Origin of the sequence: Flagellimonas sp. 389, from assembly GCF_018449435.1 — a bacterium.
Taxonomy (GTDB): domain Bacteria; phylum Bacteroidota; class Bacteroidia; order Flavobacteriales; family Flavobacteriaceae; genus Flagellimonas.
In genome coordinates this window covers 131735-151848 of record NZ_JAHCMU010000002.1, presented here as the reverse complement: position 1 = coordinate 151848, position 20114 = coordinate 131735, and the positions used below count along the sequence as shown (strand labels likewise).

The 20114-nt window shown below is 39.0% G+C and carries 20 protein-coding genes; 14 read left to right on the top strand and 6 right to left on the bottom strand.

Annotated features, from left to right (window positions below; genetic code table 11):
- Nucleotides 1-2: 2 nt before the first annotated feature.
- Both KIM67_RS02355 and KIM67_RS02350 read right to left on the bottom strand, forming a co-directional pair.
- Nucleotides 3-3206, bottom strand: a complete 3204-nt coding sequence (locus KIM67_RS02355) for a SusC/RagA family TonB-linked outer membrane protein (RefSeq protein WP_213829766.1) — start codon at nt 3204-3206, stop codon at nt 3-5.
- Nucleotides 3207-3259: 53 nt separating this feature from the next.
- Entirely contained in the window at nt 3260-3958 is a 699-nt protein-coding gene (locus KIM67_RS02350) for a DUF2064 domain-containing protein (RefSeq protein ID WP_213829765.1), read from the bottom strand.
- A gap of 311 nt (nt 3959-4269) precedes the next feature.
- Between KIM67_RS02350 and KIM67_RS02345 the strand changes: the two genes are divergently transcribed.
- Entirely contained in the window at nt 4270-5064 is a 795-nt protein-coding gene (locus KIM67_RS02345; RefSeq protein ID WP_213829764.1) for a patatin-like phospholipase family protein, read from the top strand.
- Nucleotides 5065-5118: 54 nt separating this feature from the next.
- Here KIM67_RS02345 and KIM67_RS02340 read toward each other — a convergent pair whose 3' ends face one another.
- Nucleotides 5119-6168, bottom strand: a complete 1050-nt coding sequence (locus KIM67_RS02340) for a ferredoxin--NADP reductase (protein ID WP_213829763.1) — start codon at nt 6166-6168, stop codon at nt 5119-5121.
- Nucleotides 6169-6293: 125 nt separating this feature from the next.
- Between KIM67_RS02340 and KIM67_RS02335 the strand changes: the two genes are divergently transcribed.
- A complete protein-coding gene (locus KIM67_RS02335; protein ID WP_213829762.1) occupies nt 6294-7766 on the top strand; it encodes a DUF5687 family protein in 1473 nt (490 codons plus the stop codon).
- A gap of 60 nt (nt 7767-7826) precedes the next feature.
- On the top strand, nt 7827-8522 hold the full coding sequence (locus KIM67_RS02330; protein ID WP_213829761.1) for an ABC transporter ATP-binding protein: 696 nt from the start codon (nt 7827-7829) through the stop codon (nt 8520-8522).
- 51 nt (nt 8523-8573) lie between these two features.
- Here KIM67_RS02330 and KIM67_RS02325 read toward each other — a convergent pair whose 3' ends face one another.
- From KIM67_RS02325 to KIM67_RS02315, 3 genes are all read right to left on the bottom strand, one after another.
- Complete coding sequence (locus tag KIM67_RS02325) at nt 8574-8942, bottom strand: nuclear transport factor 2 family protein (RefSeq protein WP_213829760.1); 369 nt, start codon at nt 8940-8942, stop codon at nt 8574-8576.
- Between the two features lie 39 nt (nt 8943-8981).
- Nucleotides 8982-9641 carry a DUF2461 domain-containing protein gene (locus KIM67_RS02320; RefSeq protein WP_213829759.1) on the bottom strand — a complete coding sequence of 220 codons (660 nt, stop codon included), beginning with the start codon at nt 9639-9641 and terminating at the stop codon, nt 8982-8984.
- Between the two features lie 63 nt (nt 9642-9704).
- Entirely contained in the window at nt 9705-9965 is a 261-nt protein-coding gene (locus KIM67_RS02315; RefSeq protein ID WP_213829758.1) for a hypothetical protein, read from the bottom strand.
- Between the two features lie 166 nt (nt 9966-10131).
- Between KIM67_RS02315 and KIM67_RS02310 the strand changes: the two genes are divergently transcribed.
- From KIM67_RS02310 to atpG, 11 genes are all read left to right on the top strand, one after another.
- On the top strand, nt 10132-11145 hold the full coding sequence (locus KIM67_RS02310; RefSeq protein WP_213829757.1) for a GlxA family transcriptional regulator: 1014 nt from the start codon (nt 10132-10134) through the stop codon (nt 11143-11145).
- Nucleotides 11146-11260: 115 nt separating this feature from the next.
- Nucleotides 11261-13816 (top strand): lipopolysaccharide assembly protein LapB, encoded by a 2556-nt coding sequence (locus KIM67_RS02305; protein ID WP_213829756.1) that lies wholly within the window; start codon nt 11261-11263, stop codon nt 13814-13816.
- Between the two features lie 6 nt (nt 13817-13822).
- Complete coding sequence (locus tag KIM67_RS02300; RefSeq protein WP_163417087.1) at nt 13823-14260, top strand: polymer-forming cytoskeletal protein; 438 nt, start codon at nt 13823-13825, stop codon at nt 14258-14260.
- A complete protein-coding gene (locus tag KIM67_RS02295; RefSeq protein ID WP_213829755.1) occupies nt 14238-14465 on the top strand; it encodes an AtpZ/AtpI family protein in 228 nt (75 codons plus the stop codon). The genes KIM67_RS02300 and KIM67_RS02295 overlap by 23 nt, the downstream gene beginning before the upstream one ends.
- Nucleotides 14465-14872, top strand: a complete 408-nt coding sequence (locus KIM67_RS02290) for a DUF6168 family protein (protein ID WP_213829754.1) — start codon at nt 14465-14467, stop codon at nt 14870-14872. The genes KIM67_RS02295 and KIM67_RS02290 overlap by 1 nt, the downstream gene beginning before the upstream one ends.
- Nucleotides 14873-14973: 101 nt before the next feature.
- The gene (atpB, locus tag KIM67_RS02285) at nt 14974-16104 is read left to right on the top strand and encodes a F0F1 ATP synthase subunit A (protein ID WP_213829753.1); all 1131 of its coding nucleotides are present in this window, start codon (nt 14974-14976) and stop codon (nt 16102-16104) included.
- Nucleotides 16105-16193: 89 nt separating this feature from the next.
- Nucleotides 16194-16385, top strand: a complete 192-nt coding sequence (gene atpE, locus KIM67_RS02280; protein WP_112378043.1) for an ATP synthase F0 subunit C — start codon at nt 16194-16196, stop codon at nt 16383-16385.
- 82 nt (nt 16386-16467) lie between these two features.
- On the top strand, nt 16468-16968 hold the full coding sequence (locus KIM67_RS02275) for a F0F1 ATP synthase subunit B (protein ID WP_213829752.1): 501 nt from the start codon (nt 16468-16470) through the stop codon (nt 16966-16968).
- A 6-nt stretch (nt 16969-16974) separates the two neighbouring features.
- On the top strand, nt 16975-17514 hold the full coding sequence (gene atpH, locus KIM67_RS02270) for an ATP synthase F1 subunit delta (RefSeq protein WP_213829751.1): 540 nt from the start codon (nt 16975-16977) through the stop codon (nt 17512-17514).
- A gap of 54 nt (nt 17515-17568) precedes the next feature.
- On the top strand, nt 17569-19149 hold the full coding sequence (gene atpA, locus KIM67_RS02265; RefSeq protein WP_213829750.1) for a F0F1 ATP synthase subunit alpha: 1581 nt from the start codon (nt 17569-17571) through the stop codon (nt 19147-19149).
- Between the two features lie 89 nt (nt 19150-19238).
- The gene (atpG, locus tag KIM67_RS02260) at nt 19239-20099 is read left to right on the top strand and encodes an ATP synthase F1 subunit gamma (protein ID WP_213829749.1); all 861 of its coding nucleotides are present in this window, start codon (nt 19239-19241) and stop codon (nt 20097-20099) included.
- Nucleotides 20100-20114: the final 15 nt, after the last annotated feature.

Sequence of the window (20114 nt, the reverse complement as noted above, 5' to 3'; positions counted from 1 at the left end):
TCTTAAAAATTAAATCCTGCTTTAAACCCTATACTTCGTGTTGTGGCGTATGACATATCTTCAACACCTCCCACAAAACCGTTTCCCTGAACGGCAAACTGTTCGGGATCAAAATGCGGATTCTCGGTAATCGCAAAAAGATTGCGCCCTATTAAGGAAAGCCTTAGGCTTGCATCATTTTGAAATAGCTGAAAACTCTTAAAAGTATACCCAATGGAAAGTTGCCTTAATTTTAAAAAAGAGGCATCGTACACATTGTTTTCTTCGTGGTTTCGGTCAAAAAACTGTCGGTAATAGCTTTCTGCAGTAACAGCAACTGTATTTTGTTCAAAAACTGGATTTTCATCCGTACCAACATTGACCACTCCATCAGGGATAATTCCTTCTTCCGGTCTAAATGCGGTTTCGGCCAATTGCCCGCCAACATTTCCCAACGCCCTGGTCCTAGAGACAATGATTCCACCTTGGCGCCAGTCCAACAAAAAACCCAAATCCCAATTTTTGAACTTGAATTGATTGTTAAGACCAAGCATAAAATCCGGATTGTTGTTTCCCAGTTTTTGAAGGGTATTATCCGGAATATAGCGACCTTCATCCGTTAAGATAAAGTCCCCATTGTCATTTTTTAGATAACCTGTTCCATACAAATCACCGATTCTACCACCCTCTTCGACCTGTAAAAATACCGTTTGGTTTTGACTGTCATAAACTCTGGAAAAGGCTAAGGTCAAACGCCCTGCTTCTTGTGGTAAATCCTCAACGGTGGCTCGGCTTCTACTAAAATTAAAGGTGCTGTTCCAACTAAAGTTTGCATTGCTGATAGGCGTTACGCTCGCAATAATTTCAAGTCCTTTGGCGCGAACTTTACCCCCATTGACGACCTGCTGCGTAAATCCTGAAGAAATACCAATGGGCAAGGAAATAATTTGGTCTTTAGTGACTGCATTGTAGTAGGAAATATCAAAATTCAATCGGTCGCTAAATAACCTAATATCTGCCCCTACCTCAAAAGAAGAAGTCTGTTCAGGTCTTAGATTGGGGTTGGCTATTACATTCTGTTCGCTAAACGTAGGCTGTCCATTAAATGGGGTTTGCGCTACAAAAGCACCTGTAGTTTGATAGGGATTCGTATCATTTCCTACCTGTGCCCAGCTTGCCCGTAGTTTTGCGAATGAAACTGCCTGAGGCAAGTCTATTATTTCTGAAAGAATCAAACTACTGGAAACCGAAGGATAAAAAAACGAAGTATTGTCAACGGAAAATGGCGTAGCCAACGCACTCGACCAATCATTACGCCCCGTTATATCCAAAAAGAGAAAATCTTTGTACCCGAACTTTGCCAGGCCATAAAAGCTATTGATACGCTTATTGGACTCAAATTCAAATACCTCTATGGGAGATGCCGCATTGGATAGCCTAAAAATACCAGGTTGTGCCAAACCGGTAGTTTGTGACTGCGATGTAAATGCTTTCTGGTCCAAACGATTTCCTCCCAACGAGACATCAACCTTAAAATCGCCAAAAGTGTTATGGTAGTTCAACAGGAAATCGGTGTTGATTTCCCTGTAAAACACATCGTGCTCGGCATATCCCCCATTTGCAAAGCGATTGGAACTGAACGAACGCCTAAGCTGTCGAAGTTCATCTGAATAGTCCATTCCGGTTCTAACCGTTGCGGTAATGTTGTCCGAAATGTCGTAGGATACGGATACATTTCCGAATACGCGATCTCGATTGAATGAATTTCTGTTTTCGAACAGGATAAAAAATGGATTATCGAAAAACGTATAGTTGTATGAAAATTGCTGTACGCCTTCCAAGCCAGGCTGCCAGTAATCCCTAAGACTGTCAATATTCAGGGAACGTGGTCCCCATGCGACCAGTGAGTAGTTTACATTTTCCGAACCATAACCACTTGATGGTCTATTATCACTTTGTGAGTTTACGTAGCTAATGGAAGAATTAATACGTAACCTATCCGTTGGATTAAAAGAAAGTCTTGCGCTAATGGTCTGACGGTCCAAGTTTACACCTGGAATGATGGATTCGCTTCGTAAATCGGTAAAAGAAAGCCGATAATTTCCTTTGTCAAACGCCGATGAAATAGCAAGGTTGTTGATAAAAGTAGTTCCGGTTTGATAAAAGTCTTTCAGATTATCCGGATTTGAACGAAACTCGGTCGGGGTAATCGGTAGACCATTGTATAAAGAAGTATCTCCTCCTCTCACGTTGGTTCCATCTGCTAAGGTAACCAGACTATCAAACTGGGGAATTAAATTACCAACGTCCAATCGTGGACCCCAACTATAGGTAATGTTGTCGCTCGTTCCACCTCCCAATCCGTCGACAAATTCAAATGAACCAGATTGTCCTTGTCCGTATTCATTTTGAAAATCGGGTAATTGAAAAGCAGTGTCCACAAAAAAACTGGTATTGTAACTTATTCCTAAACCTTTACTTTTTGAACCATTTTTGGTTTCAATAACAATAACACCGTTTGCGGCACGCGTTCCGTAGAGGGCGGCAGCACTTGGTCCCTTTAATACGGAAACTTCCTGAATATCGTCTGGGTTTACTTCCATGGCACCATTCCCAAAATCCACCTCTTGAAAACCTGCCGCTGCCTCATTGGTGAAATTGAAAACAGAATTGTTGTTGATGGGAACGCCATCCACCACAAATAATGGATTGTTATTGGAGAAAGAAGCTTCACCACGAATACTTATCCGTGATGTGGAACCTACTCCGGTCGCTCCCTGATTAATCGTCACACCTGCCAGTTTCCCTGCTAGATTGTCCAGGAAATTAACAGCCTTTACTTCTGTGACCCCTTCAGCATCGAGGCTTTGTACCACGTAGCCCAACTCCTTGGTTTCTCGTTTTAAACCTAGCGCTGTTAATACGACTTCTAGTAACTGTTCAGAAGATTCAACAAGTTGGACATTAATAGTGGTTATATTGTTTACACTAATGGCTTGGCTTTGATATCCCAAAACAGAAAATTCAAGAACCGACGATGCATTAGGAACCGTAATGGTATAATTTCCCTGTTGGTCGGTTATTGTGCCTGTTTGTGAGCCTAACAAAACGATATTTACATAGGGTATAGGAATATTGTTGGCATCTGTTACCGTGCCCGTTACATTTTGTTGCGCCTGGCTACTTGCTCCAATGAGCAAAGCCATGGTCAATAAAAAATAGTTCATTTATGAGTTTAATCGTTAGTCTTTGTATGGCAGGGATGCCATTTTATAAACGCTTAGGAAAATTGCATTAAGACTGGTGAACCCTTATTAAAATAAAGTGAGGTGAAATTTGATTGACAGATCCGGACATTTTTTAAGGTAATCCGGAAAGAGGGTTTAAATAATTCCTGAAGAATTTTTAGGATTGAAGCTGCAACCGTCTTGGAAAAATTCAATAAAGTTTTTACATCTTCTTTGTTATCGATATCCTGCAAAACAGGAAGTCTGAACAAATGGGAATCATAACTGGCAATTAGGTTTGATATTTTGTTTAAAAGACCAAAACGTTGCCAAGGTAATTTTTTGAAAAGATGAGGGTCAAAATTGGAATTATGGAGTCCCATTAAGTAGAATCCACCATCCAGCGTAGGCCCAAGAACTGTTTTTCCTAATTGCAACTGTTGTTCAGCTTCAAGAATATGGGAGGTTTTTAGCTGTGGACTATCATTACCTACAGTTATAATATTTTCATACCCTTTTTCATAGATTGCTTCAATAGCATTGGAAAAACGTTCGCCAAAGGTTGTTCCTTGTTGTTCTTTTTCGGTAAAATGAAAATAGGGTAATCCAGATGCACTAACAATTTGAAGCGTACGCTTGGTCAATGCCTGAAACAAGTCCGGATTTGCCATCGTGTTTTTAAGACGAGCATCCACAATCGCGGAATTCGCAAATATTAAAACTGCCGTTTCTCTTTGGAAAGTATTTTTCAAGATTAGATGCCTATACTATAAACATACAACATATATGTATACCTAGTTTGGTCGAAAACAGGTATTCTTGATTACAATTTTTGTGCACAATCATCAATTTTAACATTCCGACTGTTTGGTCGGTTTTGAAAATCAACATGTTAGAATTTCATAGATTAAAAATAACAAGTATTCGATGTACGGTAAAATTACCTTGTATCTGAATGCTTTACAGACCCAATAGTCGGTAATATTGTCTTAAAAAATACGTTGAAGTTGCTAGGTTTGACCTTAAGGAACTAATTTTATGATGCTTTAAATCGACATAAATCATGGGGGTTGACATTATAGGGGCAAAACGCATTGGATTGGTTCTTTCAGGAGGGGGAATTCGAGGAATGGCACACATTGGCCTTATAAAAGCAATGCGAGAATTTGATATAGAGGCAAATTTTATTGCAGGCTCAAGTGTAGGTGCTTTGGTTGGGGCACTATATGCCAATGGTAATTCTGAAAAAGACATGTTGGAGTTTTTTAAGCAGACGCCACTGTTTCAATACAATTTTTTTGCTATCAGCAAACCTGGATTTATAGATACGGAAAGATACTTTAACATCTTTAAAAGCTATTTTCCCAAGAACTCATTTGAGAGTTTGGAAAAATCCTTATATGTAGTTGCAACCGATTTATTAAAAGGAAAGGAAAAATTGTTTTCTGAGGGCGAATTGATTAGACCGCTTTTAGCTTCGGCGGCACTAACACCTGTTTTCAGCCCTGTTGAAATAAATGGAATACTCTACGCAGATGGCGGTATTATGAACAACTTTCCAAAGGAATGTGTGGACGACAAAACAGATTTCATCATAGGGAGCAATGTCTCCATAGTAGGTGAACTTGAAAAAAAGCACCTAAAGAATTCTTTTCAATTAGCTGGGAGGGTAACTGGACTAATGATTTATGCATCCAATCACCAAAAAGTAAAAGCATGCGATTTCTATATTGAGCCAAAGGAACTGGAAACCATTCGTATGTTGGATAAAAAAGGGATTGAAAAAGCTTTTACCTTAGGGTACGATTATGCCAGTAGAGCGCTTGAGAATGAATTGAAAATGGAAAAGTCAAAATAAAAATTTGGCGTAATATTCATTTTTAATTTTCAACTTATGCCTTTCAATTAGTAATCAAACATCGTCGTAATCCACCTTTAAAGTCGGAGTAGTCGGATGCGCTTGACAAGTTAAAATCAACCCTTCTGCCACTTCGCCATCGGTTAAAATCTGATTTTTCACCATTTCTGCTTTTCCTTCTGTTACCCTTGCAATACAACTACTACATACACCGCCTTGACAAGAATAGGGAGCGTCAATATTTTTCTTTAAAACGGCGTCCAAAACCAATTCTTTTTTATCCATGACGATGGAGAAGGTTTCATCATCGACCAGAACTTCCAATTTTGTTTTTCCCTCTAGATCTTCTGCCAAGGTATCTTCAGTTTCAGTGCCCGTAAAAAGCTCAAAAAAGATTTTGTCCTCAGATACTTCATTGTTTTTTAAGGTATCGGATACTATGGTAATCATCTCTTCAGGCCCGCACAAGTAGTAGGCATCAAAAGCTGTGTCCTTGAATTTATTTTTAGTGATGAGATTGACCGTTGAGGTTTCTATACGGCCAAATAAGCAATCCGGTTCAGAAGAACGACTGTACACCCATTGAATAAAAAACCGATCAGCATATTTTTCTTGTAATTGTACTAAAGCATTACGATACATGGTCTCATCTGGAGTTTGATTTCCAAAAACGAGAACAAAAGTGTTTTCAGTATTACTCTCCAATACAGTTTGAGCTATACTCATGATAGGCGTGATTCCACTTCCTGCTGCAAACGCCATTACTTGTTTTGCTGCTTTGGATTTTTCAAAAACAAAGCGACCTTCAGGTGGCATTACTTCTGTGACATCACCGCAAGCCATATGTTCATTGGCATAAACAGAAAATGTACCATTTGGTACCTTCTTAATTCCCACGGTAAGTTTTCCAGATGATGGCGCGGAGGATATCGAATAAGCTCTGCGCACTTCTTCACCATTTATTTGATGCTTTAAGGTAATGTATTGCCCGGCGTCAAAGACAAATGTATCTTTAAGGCTTTCTGGAATTTCAAAAGTAAGGGCTACTGAATTTGATGTTAGGGAATCTACTGCGGCAATTTTTAATGCGTGAAAATCACTCATGGACTATCAATTTTTTTTGCAAAATTACGGATTCGGTCTATTTTGAACGTTGAATTTTAAAAAAAGCACACGTTTTGTAACAAATCGTGTACTTTAGGTACTAACTTTTGGAAAACCACCAACCTATGTTCAAACACTTCATCAACCTTCAATGGAAATCCTTTTTTAGGTCGGCCTCATTTCGAACGGAAATATGGTTTAAAATCCTAATGGCTTTTGGAGCACTTTACTTTATAGGGGTTTTTTTAAGCTTGGGCGTAGGGGTTTATTTTATCATTGAAGATGCAGATTTGGGAGACCCTTTGCGCGTGGTCAATCAATTTATGATTTATTATTTGGCCTTTGATATGGTTTTTCGGTACATGTTGCAAAAAATGCCGGTTACCAACATTAAGCCCTTGTTGTACTTGCCTTTTAAAAAGAGCCAGGTAGTTTACTATTCTTTGGGTAAGACAGCGGTGTCTTTTTTCAATTGGTCACATGCCTTCTTTTTTGTGCCATTTAGCATTGTTTTACTAACGCAAGATTATGGCGTTGCCAATGTTGTTGGATGGCATTTGGGATTAATGGCATTGATCTATTGCAATAATTTTATCAATGTACTGGTCAACAATAAAAACAATGTCTTTTATGGTATTGCGGGTCTTTTTATACTACTGGGAGTTTCCCAATACTACGGTTGGTTTGATATTACAACCTACACCGCCCCATTGTTCGATATACTTTTCGATATACCTGTAACAGCATTGATTCCATGGGCCATTCTTTTGGCCTTGTTTGGTTCTGCGTTCAATTATTTTAAGAAGAATATGTACTTGGATGGTGGATTGGCCACCAAAGCTTCCGAAGCAAAAACCGAAAATCTTGATTGGTTAAATCGCTTTGGTAATCTTGGTACCTTCCTAAAAAATGATATTAAGCTTATTAAAAGAAACAAACGCGCGCGCACGGCAGTGATTATGGGATTCTTTTTTATTTTCTATGGCCTTCTATTTTTTGGAGGGGCCGTTGAATCTTACGATAATCCATTCATGAAGATTTTCGCCGGAATTTTTGTTACGGGTGGATTCCTCTTTAGTTTTGGGCAGTATGTGCCAAGTTGGGACAGTAGTTATTATCCCTTGATGATGAGTCAAAACATTCAGTATAAAGAATACCTGAGCTCCAAATGGTATTTGGTCATTATCGCCACTGTGATATCAACTTTTTTAGCAACATTTTATCTCTATTACGGATGGGAAGCTTATGCAGCCGTTTTAGCTGGGGCAATATATAACGTGGGCATTAATTCGTATTTAGTGCTCTGGGGCGGAGCTTACGTAAAAACTCCTATTGACCTTACGTCAAATAAAAAAGCCTTTGGTGATAAGCAAGCGTTCAACGCAAAGACCTTGCTCTTGACCTTACCTAAACTTTTATTGCCCATAATTATTTACACGATAGGACATTTTGCAATTAGTCCGGCCGCTGGATATATTTTCGTAACGTTATTCGGCGTACTCGGCTTTGTTTTTAAGGACAAGGCTTTTGAGATAATCGAAAAAATCTACAAAAAGGAAAAGTATAAAACGCTAGTTGCCTACAAACAAAAAGCATAATTAAAACCAACACATGATCGTTTAGCGAAGTCGAAACGATCAAATCAAAACACCAAATATATGATTACAGCACATAACCTTTCAAAAACCTATAGTTCACAGACTGTTTTGAACGTTGAGTCTTTAGAAATTCCAAAAGGACAAAGTTTTGGCCTTGTAGGCAATAATGGTGCGGGCAAGACCACACTCTTTTCGTTGTTGTTGGATTTGATACAGCCCTCCACTGGCCATATCATTAACAACGAAATCCAAGTAGATCAGAGCGAGGCATGGAAACCATTTACTTCAGCTTTTATTGATGAAACCTTTCTGATAGGCTATTTGACCCCTGAAGAATATTTCTACTTTATCGGGGAACTACGTGGAAGAAACAAGGCAGATGTAGATGCGCTTTTATCACAATTTGAAGATTTCTTCCATGGAGAAATTCTTGGGCAGAAAAAATATCTGCGAGACCTTTCCAAAGGAAACCAAAAAAAAGCAGGTATTGTTGCTTCTTTTATTGGCAATCCTGAGGTGGTGATTCTGGATGAGCCTTTTGCAAATTTGGATCCCACGACCCAAATACGCTTAAAGGGTATTATTAAAGAATTGGCGACCAAAGAAAATGTTACCGTATTGGTTTCGAGCCATGATTTAATCCATGTTACTGAAGTTTGTGAACGCATTGTAGTGTTGAACAAAGGTGAAGTTGTAAAGGACATCCAGACTTCTGCAGAAACGCTTAAAGAACTCGAAACGTTCTTTGGGGGATAAAAAAAGCGCCTCAATTTGAAGCGCTTGACCATTAGATTGATACATAAACTCCTAAGACATTACTGATGGATCATAAAAGAATTGGACCTTCTTTATTTTTCCGTTTTCCACCTCATATACGCAAAGCTCCTCCATTTTGCACCTGCCCATTCCTTTAAAGGTGACATCGCTGGACATGGGAACCGAAAAATGATTGCCCATGACCACGGGGTCACCGACCGTACCGCCATGGGTCTCTTCGATATTGCTTGCCCATTGTTCAAAACCTTTTAGTATGTTATCAAGCCCTTCGGTCTTTTCATTGGGCACTCCGGGCATTTCAAGACTTACTGCGTCTTTGGTATAAAGACCATAGGCTTCATCGTACTTGCCTTCCCTGCAAAGGCTTACCAATTTGTCTGCTACTTCTTGTGTTGTCATTTGTTAATATTTATATAATATGGTTAATAAAAAACTCAGCTAGGCCAATGCCTCATTTAGATATGCATTTAGTGGTCGAATTACTTTAAAGTGATTCAAAATCTCTTCTATCAAAATTTCAGAATCATAAAAAGGTACCAATGGAAATTCGGACATAGCATAGAATTGCTTGTTTAAAACCAAATCTGTCTTTTCAGTTGCAACCATTAATTCCTTATCCAATCGTTTGGCTTTGTCTCCTTTTAGTTTTCCAAAGTTTTGTGTAAAATCCGGTTGTTGTACAATGGACAACAAAACTTCAGGGTTTTCCGCAATTTTGTACCGAAGTTTTTTTAGTTCTGGCGTACCTATCATAAAAAGTCCCCCACCTACATGAATATTTTCAGCATCAATGCCCAAATAGAAGCCAGGTAACTCCGATTTTTTGCCTCCCGAGGAAAAACCAGCTTTCATTATGGTATGGTACGGGGATTTATCTTTGGAAAATCGAATGTCCCTATTGATACGGAACAATGCTTTTTTTGAATCCTCATCAATTTTGCTTTCCCATTGCTTTAAAGTGGGAAGAATGGCATTCAGTAGATTTAAAAATGGCATTTTGACGTCATTTTCATAGCGTTTTTTGTTGGCGTGGAACCATTCTTTGTAGTTGTTTTTGGCCAACTCTTTAAAAAAGGAACTATATGTTTCATTGATCATCTAGTAAGTTTTAAGGTTTGTTTTTAATGAGACGATTTAATTGGTTTCATTTGGACAAGATTTTCAAGAATTTTCCTTAGCTAGGCTTAACGCGAGGTTTGTCAGTTCTTCCCAAACCTCTTTTTCCGTAAAATCCACTTCGTACCAACCAGATAAAGGACCTTTGTTTTTGAACGGATTGAATTCCCTAAGTTCGACATTGACTTGATCAACCTTGAAGTCTTTCCCCAATTTAAAGACCATTTTATGGCTTCTGGAAAAAAATGCAAGGACCTTGTTGTTATAGTGGATTGCAGGAGAGCTCATCATTTTTCCTTCGGTCACAAGAGGATGTTTTGAACATAACAGTTTCCTGATTTCTTTGAACGTATCAAACTCCATAATCCAAAACTACAAAAGAAACAGGCCCAAAAAGAGGGTATACAAGACACTTTTAAGGGTTGATTACGCCAATTTTTACGACTACATTTATCCTATAAAAGTATTGATAATGAAACATGTAAGTATTCTGGTTCCCAAAGGGGATGCAATTTTGAGCAGCATAGTAGGCCCCCTTAAGGTCTTAATGGCAGCAAATAGCTATTTAAAGCAGACTAGCGTAGCAAACGAGGATTTTTTCAAGGTCCATTTAGTGGGGTTGGAAAAGGACTACTCTTTATACAATGGTTTATTCAGTGTTCACTGTAGCGACACCATCCATGATATTGAAAAAACCGATTTGATATTGATACCGGCGATTAGACCGGATAAGTTATTGGAAGATTTGGGACAAAATAAGGATTTTGTACCTTGGATACTTCGACAAAGAAACCAATATGGAGCGGAAGTGGGTAGTATGTGCATTGGTGCGTTCGTGTTGGCACAAACAGGCTTAGTGGACGGTAAGCAATGCGCTACCCATTGGGCAGCAATGGACATGTTCAGGAAAATGTTTCCCAAGGTCAATTTAGTTTCCAATAGAATAGTTACCGATCAGGATGGAGTTTATTCAAGTGGTGGAGCGTACTCTTTCTTAAATTTAATGCTTCACTTGGTAGAAAAATATTGTGGTAGAGCGGTAGCTGTTTATATTTCAAAGTTCCTTGAAATCGATATTGATCGTGAGAACCAGAATCAGTTCGCTATTTTTCAAGGACAAAAAGACCATGATGACCTTACCATAAAAGAGGCGCAGAAATACATAGAGCGTAATGTCAACGAAAGAATATCGGTCGAAAAATTGGCAAGAGAATATGCCATTAGCAACAGAAACTTTGTGCGCAGGTTTAAAAAAGCGACCCAAAATACACCTTCACAGTACATTCAAAGAGTAAAGATAGAAGCTGCCAAGCGCAGTTTGGAATCTACGGAACAAAATGTGAACGAGGTAATGTACCAAGTCGGGTACATGGACCAAAAAGCTTTTAGAAAGGTGTTTAAAAAATATGCTGGGATTTCCCCGGTGGCCTACAAATCGAAATACAATCGAAGTAGGTTGAGTTATGAGCATCCCACTGCTTGGTAGGAACACTTTAATGTTAATGCTTTTTGAGGTCAGAAAAAAATATTGCATTTTACCGATGAGCTACATAATATTCTGATAGTTTTTAAGTTAAGAATAAACACGATTACCTATAATTTTGAAGCTTCAACATTCTTTTATTATCGTATTTGTCTTTGTAGGCCTGACATTTAATTCATGCTCTACCAAAAAGGACAAGTTCATCAACCGCAATTGGCATGCGCTCAACACCAAGTACAACACCCTGTACAATGGCAATATTGCGTTTGAACTTGGGAGGGAAGAATTAAATACCAGCTACAGAGATGACTATTGGGAAATACTGCCCGTAGAACGTTTGGAAGTTACCGAAGAAATAAAACTGGATTCAGAGGACAATAACCCAAATTTTATCATTGCTGAAGAAAAAGCTACAAAAGCTATTCAAAAGCACAGCATGGATATTAAGGATGAAGAGCGAAATCCACAAACGGATGAAGCCTTCCTTTTGTTGGGCAAAGCACGTTATTTTGACCAACGTTACATTCCTGCCTTGGAATCTTTTAATTACATCCTTAGAAAATATACCGAGAGCGACAAACTGAACGAGGCTACCATTTGGCGCGAAAAGACCAATATGCGTTTGGACAATCCGGAACTGGCGATTAAGAACCTAAGACGAATGTTCAAATTCGAGAAGTTGAAGGACCAAGAGTATGCAGATGCCAACGCAGTGATAGCACAATGCTTTATAAATTTGAAAGCAAAGGATACCGCGATTCAAAAATTAAAAATAGCACAAGCCTACACGAAGAAGAATCCAGAAAAAGGAAGATACCTATTTATTATTGGGCAGCTTTACAATGAACTAGGGTTTAAGGACAGTGCCAATTATGCCTATGACAAAGTAATTGACCTCAACAGAAGATCGCCCAGAGTCTATATGATCAATGCCCATCTAAAGAAAATCCAAAACACAGAGATTACGGATTCCAATAAGGAAGAATTACTGGAATATCTCACAGATTTGGAGGAGAATAGGGAGAACAGGCCTTTTTTGGATAAGATTTACAGGGAAATCGCACAATACCATTTGGCAAACCAAACGGACAGTTTGGCGATAGTGTATTACAATAAATCACTAAGGGCCAATCGAGGGGACCGCAAATTGAACTCCTTAAACTATCAGACTTTAGCAGATTATAACTTTGATCAGAACGAGTACAAAATTGCAGGTGCTTACTACGATAGTACGTTGACCAACCTTAAAGAAAATTCGAGAAAACACAGAAGAATCAAAAAGAAACTGGACAATCTTGAAGATGTCATCAAGTACGAGGACATTGTACAATATGCGGACAGCACCATCACCGTTTACGAAATGCCAGAAGCCGAGCGCAAAGCATATTTTGAGGACTATATAGCAGAATTAAAGCGCAAGGAAGAGGCAGCTCTAGAGAAAGAGTTAAAAAGAACCACCGCTGGTTTTGCGGCATTTGCTGAGACTAAGGGAGGAAAAGAGAATCAAGGGAAGTTCTATTTTTATAATGTGACCAGCCTTGGATACGGAAAAAACGATTTTAAAACCCGTTGGGGAAATCGCGAATTGGAAGATGACTGGCGATGGAGCAATAAAAATAGAGCGTTACCATCTGAAGCTACCGGGGAGGATGTTTTAGCTAACGGACAAGCTACAGAACAACTGACCGAAGAACAAAAATATTCGGTCGACTTTTATTTGGAACAGGTCCCCACAGATGTTGCCATTATCGACAGTTTACGAACAGAAAGAAATTTTGCCAACTATCAATTAGGGTTGATTTACAAAGAAAAGTTCAAAGAAAATACATTGGCCGCTGGGAAACTGGAACAAGTACTTGCCTCAAACCCAGAACAACGATTGATACTGCCTTCAAAATACAATCTCTATAAAATTTATGAAGAAACAGGTAGTCCGTTGGCACGTAACATGAAACAAGATATCATTACCAACCATGCGGACACACGTTATGCAGAGATTCTCTTAAATCCCCAGGCCGTATTGGAAGGAAATACGGACAGCCCAGATGCGAGGTATGCTTCCTTGTACAAGCGATATCAAAAACAGGAATATCTAGAGGTAATCACCAGAGCGCAATTATATATCAATCAGTTTACGGGAGACCCTATAGTTCCCAAGTTTGAAATGTTGAAGGCAAATGCCATAGGTCGCCTTCAAGGTTTTGAGCCCTTTAAAGAGGCCTTAAATTATGTTGCGCTTACCTACCCTAACAATCCCGAAGGTAAAAAAGCGGGACAAGTAATTGCAGAGCAATTGCCAAAATTAGAGCGCAAAGACTTTTCTCCAGAAACGGGTTCTTCTGGTGCTGGAAATTGGAAGGTCGTCTTCCCTTTTAAAATAAAGGACAATGAAAAAGCGTTGGAACTTAAAAATAGACTCGAGGAATCCATCGTAGATTTAAAATATAAAAACGTGATTTCCAAGGATATTTATAACTTGGAAGACCAATTTGTGGTAGTACACGGTTTCAAATCCAAAGATTTTGCGCTAGGCTATGCGGAGCTTATAAAAAACAACAAGGACTACCGCATCAAAGACGAGAATTTTGTAGTTTTATCCGACAATTACAAAATAATACAAGTACACAAGAATTTAGAATCATACAAAGAACATATATTAACCCCAAAACCCTAGAAAACAATGTTTTCAGACAACAAAAAACCTCGCCCTATGACAGAATTTGGTGGACAACCCAACAGAATTGAAAAGAACACAAAGATTAAAGGTGACATTACTTCCGAAGCTGATTTCAGAATCGATGGAAAATTGGAAGGTAACGTAAAGACCTCTGGAAAAGTAGTCATTGGAAAAGATGGTTACATTAATGGTAAAGTAGAATGTGTAAACGCTGACATTGAAGGAAAGTTCAACGGAGAACTTTTGGTTAAAGACTTACTTTCTTTAAAAGCCTCTGCTTATATTGAAGGTAACGTAACCGTTGCTAAATTGGCCGTTGAGCCGGGAGCTACGTTCAATGCCTCATGTACAATGGGCAAAGGAGCTGTTGGCGGAACAGCTACACCAAATAGATTGCAGCAGCAGTCGACAAAGACCAATGAGCCAGCAAAAGTCTCCTAAGAAGAACAATCTTAAGAATGCGGCAATGCTGTCCGGCATTGCTTTTGAAATGGGCGCTATTATATTTTTGGCCGTCAAGGGTGGAAAATGGTTGGATACCCATTATGAAAGCGAAAAAAATATTTTCACTGTAATTGCCACTTTATTAGGAGTGGCAATTTCGATTTGGGTAGTTTTGCAGCAATTGAAACGTATTAAGTATTAATGTCAAAGTTCAACCTGCCCACTCAATTTTTTTTACTTCTTGCACTTTCCTTGTTTCTTTCCTTTGGACTACATGTACTTGTTCTAGAAAGTAAGGACTTGCCCACATTAGACAACCTTATTGTACGGTCTTATCTGGTAAACGGTTTTTTGGCCGCTGCAGTTTTTATCTTGTTGAATCATTTTAAGGAGAAACTAAAAAACCAGATCGGATTTTTGTTCATGGGGGGCAGCTTCTTGAAATTTATCATTTTCTTTCTGTTCTTCTATCCAACCTACAAGGAAGACGGGGACATGTCTGCCATGGAGTTTGCAGCCTTTTTTATTCCATATGCCATAGCACTGTTTTTAGAGACCTTTTTCACTTCAAAAATGCTCAAAAATCTAGAAGATTCACCTAAGCTATAACTCACCTAACCTACTTTTAAATAAAAGTTTGAAAGCTTTTTTCTTTTTGTTAGAAAGACTTACATTTGCACGGATTTTGAAAGACCGATATTCTGAGCAAAATGCGAAAAACTGTTTTTACAAAAATTCTTTTAGTTGCAACACTTTTTTTAGGTCAGTTCACTTTTGCAAGTGAAAAGGATAGCGAAGCCGGAAATCACGGCAAAGACCTGAAGACCGAAATAAAGGAATACATCACCCATCACCTTCAAGATTCCCACGACTTTTCATTATTTTCTTACACAACAGATGACGGGGAACACAAATATGTTGGTTTTCCATTACCTGTTATTCTATGGGATAACGGATTAATGGTATTTTCTTCTTCAAAATTTCACCATGGCGAGACTTTAGCTGAAGTAGATGGAAATTATTACAAACTCTACCACGGTAAAGTATATAAGACAGATGCCGAAGGAACCATCAATTATGATGAAGAGCATCATGCTACCAATGTAAAACCTTTGGACTTATCAATCACAAAAAATGTGGTAATGATTATCATTACCGGAGCTTTAATGTTGTGGTTGTTCTCCAGTCTTGCAAGATCATATGCGAAAAATAACGGCGTGCCAACAGGAGCAGGAAGATTTTTTGAACCTATTGTACTATATATTAGAGATGACATTGCTAGACCAAATATTGGTGAGAAGCGATATGGAAAATACATGCCGTTTCTACTGACCATATTTTTCTTTATTTGGTTTTTGAACATGTTCGGTATGACACCACTTGGAGTTAATGTTACGGGAAACATAGCTATAACATTTGCTTTGGCTCTAATGGTATTCTTGATTACTAATTTAACCGGGACAAAAGATTATTGGATGCACCAGTTTAATCCGCTTGGTGATTCCATGCCTTGGTATGCAAAGATTCCATTGTACATTATATTGGTTCCTATTGAAATTTTAGGACTGTTCATTAAGCCATTTTCATTATTGATTCGTTTATACGCAAACATGCAGGCGGGACATATTGTATTGATGAGCTTGATCGGGTTAATGTTCATCTTTAAAAGTTGGTTGGGAAGTCCATTATCCTTTGGACTGGCCTTTGCAATTTCATTGATTGAAGTATTGGTAGCATTGCTACAAGCATATATTTTCACCATGTTGTCTGCCCTGTATTTCGGATTTGCCTCTGAAGAACATGAGCACGAACATGAGCATGAGGCAGAAACTGCCCATTAATTATAATTATTCCGACCGTTGATTGAGCGTAGTCGAAATCATAGGGAGGCAACTAAGTATTGAATTTTTAATTTTTAAACTAGATAGATATGGAAATTCCAGTAATGGTAGGTGCAGGTTTAGTAGTTATTGGTGTTGGTATGGGTATCGGTAGAATCGGTGGTTCTGCAATGGATGCTATAGCACGTCAGCCTGAAGCTTACGGAAAAATCCAAACAGCGATGTTGATTGCGGCAGCGTTGATTGAAGGTATTGGTTTTGCTGCTTTATTTGCAGTATAATCAGAACATCTAAGGCAAAAGGCTGTAACGGTTGGTTACAGCCCTTGCTTTGTTTAAAAATGTATACAAATAAAAAAGAATTATGGCTAAGTTATTGGAAGAGTTTTCGTTAGGACTGTTTTTCTGGCAAACCTTATTGTTCGGGTTGTTGTTGTTCCTCATGTGGAAGTTTGCTTGGAAACCTATCTTAAAAGCTGTAAATGATCGCGAAGACGGTATAAAAAATGCATTGGATGCCGCTGAAGATGCAAAAAAGGAAATGCAGAACGTAACTGCGGACAGCGAAAAACTTTTAAAGGAAGCAAGAGCAGAAAGAGAAGCAATGCTTAAAGAAGCTCGTGAAATCAAAGATAAGATTGTTGCCGATGCCAAAGAACAAGCTCAGGTAGAAGGCGATAAATTGGTCAAGCAGGCCCAAGCAACTATCGAAAGCGAAAAGAAAGCTGCCGTTGCCGACATCAAGGCTCAGGTTGCAAATCTTTCTGTGGAGATTGCTGAAAAAGTGATCAAAGAAGAATTATCCGACAAGAAGAAGCAACTGAAATTGGTCGACGATATGTTGGGCGATATCGAATTGAACTAGAAGGAGATGAACGAAAGTAGAGCGGCCATACGCTACGCAAAAGCAACCTTGGATTTCGCATTGGAAAAAAAAGCGGCAGCTGCTGTAGAAAAGGACATGCGAGAAATAACAGCTACAATTGCTGAAAATACAGAGCTTCAAAATTTCTTGGAGAGCCCTGTTGTAAAGGGTCAGGTAAAAAAAGACTCGCTACAGGAAATTTTCAAGAGTTCAGATGAGATTACAAAAGGACTTATCAGCACATTAACGGATAATAAACGAATTGCACTGTTGCAAGAAGTAGCCTTAAAGTATATTATTCTCCATGAGCAATTAAAAGGAGAGGATGTAGCTTTTGTTACTACCGCGGTTCCTTTGACGACAGCTTTGGAAAAGAAGGCGTTGGCGGAAGTTGCAAAAATGACCGGCAACAAGGTTACGATAGAAAACAAGATTGATGAAAGCATCATAGGAGGATTTGTGTTGCGTGTTGGCGATTTACAGTACGATGCCAGTGTAGCAAACAAGTTGGACAGATTAAAAAGAGAATTTACAAATAGTCTATAAATAAAGCGAACCGAGTATCTAACGTCTTGGTTCTTATGTCTTATATCTAGAAAAATGGCAGGAGTAAAAGCAGCTGAAGTATCAGCAATTTTGAAAAAACAATTATCAGGGTTTGAAGCTACCGCTTCTTTGGATGAAGTAGGTACAGTTTTGCAGGTGGGGGATGGTATTGCCCGTGTCTATGGACTCTCAAACGTTCAGTACGGAGAGCTTGTCGAGTTCGACGGTGGCATGCAAGGTATTGTTTTGAACCTAGAAGAAGATAATGTTGGTGTTGTATTACTGGGTCCGTCCAAAGAAATTATGGAAGGCGCAACGGTAAAAAGAACACAACGTATCGCTTCCATCAATGTAGGAGAAGGAATTGTTGGCCGGGTTGTAAATACATTGGGAACACCAATCGATGGTAAGGGCCCAATTGCCGGAGAAACTTACGAAATGCCATTGGAGCGAAAAGCACCAGGTGTAATTTACCGTCAGCCGGTAAACGAACCATTACAAACAGGTATCAAAGCAATCGATGCGATGATTCCTGTGGGTAGAGGACAACGTGAATTGGTTATTGGTGACCGTCAAACAGGTAAGACTACGGTTTGTATCGATACCATATTAAATCAAAAAGAATTTTACGATGCCGGTGAACCGGTATATTGTATCTATGTAGCTATTGGACAGAAAGCATCTACTGTTGCTGCCATTGCAAAAACTTTGGAAGACAAAGGCGCCTTAGCGTATACGACGATAGTTGCAGCAAATGCATCCGATCCTGCGCCAATGCAGGTATATGCGCCATTTGCTGGTGCTTCTATTGGGGAATATTTTAGAGATACAGGTCGTCCAGCGTTGATTATCTATGATGATCTATCAAAACAAGCGGTGGCGTATCGCGAGGTATCCTTGTTATTAAGAAGACCTCCAGGACGTGAGGCATATCCTGGTGACGTTTTCTATTTGCATTCAAGATTATTGGAACGTGCCGCAAAAGTGATTGCCGATGATGATATCGCGAAAAACATGAACGATTTACCAGACGTTCTAAAGCCAATGGTAAAAGGTGGAGGCTCATTAACGGCTCTTCCCATTATTGAAACACAGGCAGGTGACGTATCCGCATATATCCCGACCAACGTAATTTCTATTACAGACGGACAGATCTTCTTGGAACAGGATTTATTCAACCAAGGGGTGAGACCAGCGATTAACGTAGGTATCTCGGTATCTCGTGTAGGTGGTTCGGCTCAAATCAAATCCATGAAAAAAGTTGCAGGTACTTTAAAGCTGGATCAAGCACAGTTCCGTGAATTGGAAGCTTTTGCCAAGTTTGGTTCCGATTTGGATGCCGCTACATTGAACGTTATCGAAAAAGGACGTAGAAACGTTGAGATTCTAAAACAGGCACAGAATGATCCTTTTACCGTTGAAGATCAGGTAGCGATAATCTTTGCAGGTTCTAAAAACCTATTGAGGGATGTCCCTGTTGAAAAGGTAAAAGAATTTGAAACAGATTTTATAGCGTTCATGAACGCCAAGCACAGAGATGTTCTTGATACGTTAAAAGCTGGAAAACTGACAGATGAAGTTACGGACACGTTGACTGCTGTTTGTAAGGATTTATCAGGGAAATATAGAAGTTAGTATTAAGTATTGCGTAAACAGTATACGGTATGATGTAGCATGGATGAAAAATCTAACTACTCAATACTAACTACTAAATACTAAAAAGAATGGCCAATTTAAAGGAAATACGAAATAGGATAGCATCGGTATCATCAACTATGCAGATTACTAGTGCCATGAAAATGGTATCTGCCGCTAAGTTGAAAAAAGCCCAAGATGCTATTACCGCAATGCGCCCGTACGCAAATAAGCTTACGGAACTGTTGCAAAACCTTAGTGCTAGTTTGGACGGGGATGCAGGAAGCAAATTCACGGATAATAGAACGGTAAACAAGGTCTTGGTCGTGGCTATTACTTCTAATCGTGGATTGTGTGGAGCCTTCAATACCAATATCATCAAACAGAGTATATTCTTGCATGAGCAGACTTATGGTGGCAAGCAGGTAGATTTCTTGGCCATTGGTAAAAAAGGAAACGACCTATTGGGAAAAAGAAGTACCGTAATTGCGAATCATAGTCAAGTATATGATGATTTGACTTTTGATAATGTAGCCGAAATTGCCCAGAATTTAATGGATCACTTTACTGAAGGTAACTATGATAAAATTGAATTGGTATACAACAAGTTCAAAAATGCGGCCACACAAATTGTGATGACCGAACAGTTTTTGCCCTTGGTTCCTGTTGAGGGAGATACTTCTGGAGCGGCCGACTATATTTTTGAACCTTCTAAGGCAGAAATTGTTGAAGAACTGATTCCTAAATCACTAAAAACGCAATTGTATAAAGCTGTTCGAGATTCTTTTGCAAGTGAGCACGGTGCACGTATGACAGCAATGCACAAAGCAACGGATAATGCCACAGAGCTTAGAGATCAATTAAAATTGACCTATAACAAAGCAAGACAAGCTGCGATTACCAATGAGATTTTAGAGATTGTTGGTGGAGCGGAAGCGTTGAATAATTAAGCTCATTTATAGTTG

Bases quoted from the DNA above. Each gene is read 5' to 3' on its own strand.
- KIM67_RS02355 (WP_213829766.1), bottom strand. From the start codon at position 3,206: ATGAACTATTTTTTATTGACCATGGCTTTGCTCATTGGAGCAAGTAGC.
- KIM67_RS02345 (WP_213829764.1), top strand. From the start codon at position 4,270: ATGGGGGTTGACATTATAGGGGCAAAACGCATTGGATTGGTTCTTTCA.
- KIM67_RS02340 (WP_213829763.1), bottom strand. From the start codon at position 6,168: ATGAGTGATTTTCACGCATTAAAAATTGCCGCAGTAGATTCCCTAACA.
- KIM67_RS02335 (WP_213829762.1), top strand. From the start codon at position 6,294: ATGTTCAAACACTTCATCAACCTTCAATGGAAATCCTTTTTTAGGTCG.
- KIM67_RS02330 (WP_213829761.1), top strand. From the start codon at position 7,827: ATGATTACAGCACATAACCTTTCAAAAACCTATAGTTCACAGACTGTT.
- KIM67_RS02325 (WP_213829760.1), bottom strand. From the start codon at position 8,942: ATGACAACACAAGAAGTAGCAGACAAATTGGTAAGCCTTTGCAGGGAA.
- KIM67_RS02320 (WP_213829759.1), bottom strand. From the start codon at position 9,641: ATGATCAATGAAACATATAGTTCCTTTTTTAAAGAGTTGGCCAAAAAC.
- KIM67_RS02310 (WP_213829757.1), top strand. From the start codon at position 10,132: ATGAAACATGTAAGTATTCTGGTTCCCAAAGGGGATGCAATTTTGAGC.
- KIM67_RS02300 (WP_163417087.1), top strand. From the start codon at position 13,823: ATGTTTTCAGACAACAAAAAACCTCGCCCTATGACAGAATTTGGTGGA.
- KIM67_RS02295 (WP_213829755.1), top strand. From the start codon at position 14,238: ATGAGCCAGCAAAAGTCTCCTAAGAAGAACAATCTTAAGAATGCGGCA.
- KIM67_RS02290 (WP_213829754.1), top strand. From the start codon at position 14,465: ATGTCAAAGTTCAACCTGCCCACTCAATTTTTTTTACTTCTTGCACTT.
- atpB (WP_213829753.1), top strand. From the start codon at position 14,974: ATGCGAAAAACTGTTTTTACAAAAATTCTTTTAGTTGCAACACTTTTT.
- atpE (WP_112378043.1), top strand. From the start codon at position 16,194: ATGGAAATTCCAGTAATGGTAGGTGCAGGTTTAGTAGTTATTGGTGTT.
- KIM67_RS02275 (WP_213829752.1), top strand. From the start codon at position 16,468: ATGGCTAAGTTATTGGAAGAGTTTTCGTTAGGACTGTTTTTCTGGCAA.
- atpH (WP_213829751.1), top strand. From the start codon at position 16,975: ATGAACGAAAGTAGAGCGGCCATACGCTACGCAAAAGCAACCTTGGAT.
- atpA (WP_213829750.1), top strand. From the start codon at position 17,569: ATGGCAGGAGTAAAAGCAGCTGAAGTATCAGCAATTTTGAAAAAACAA.
- atpG (WP_213829749.1), top strand. From the start codon at position 19,239: ATGGCCAATTTAAAGGAAATACGAAATAGGATAGCATCGGTATCATCA.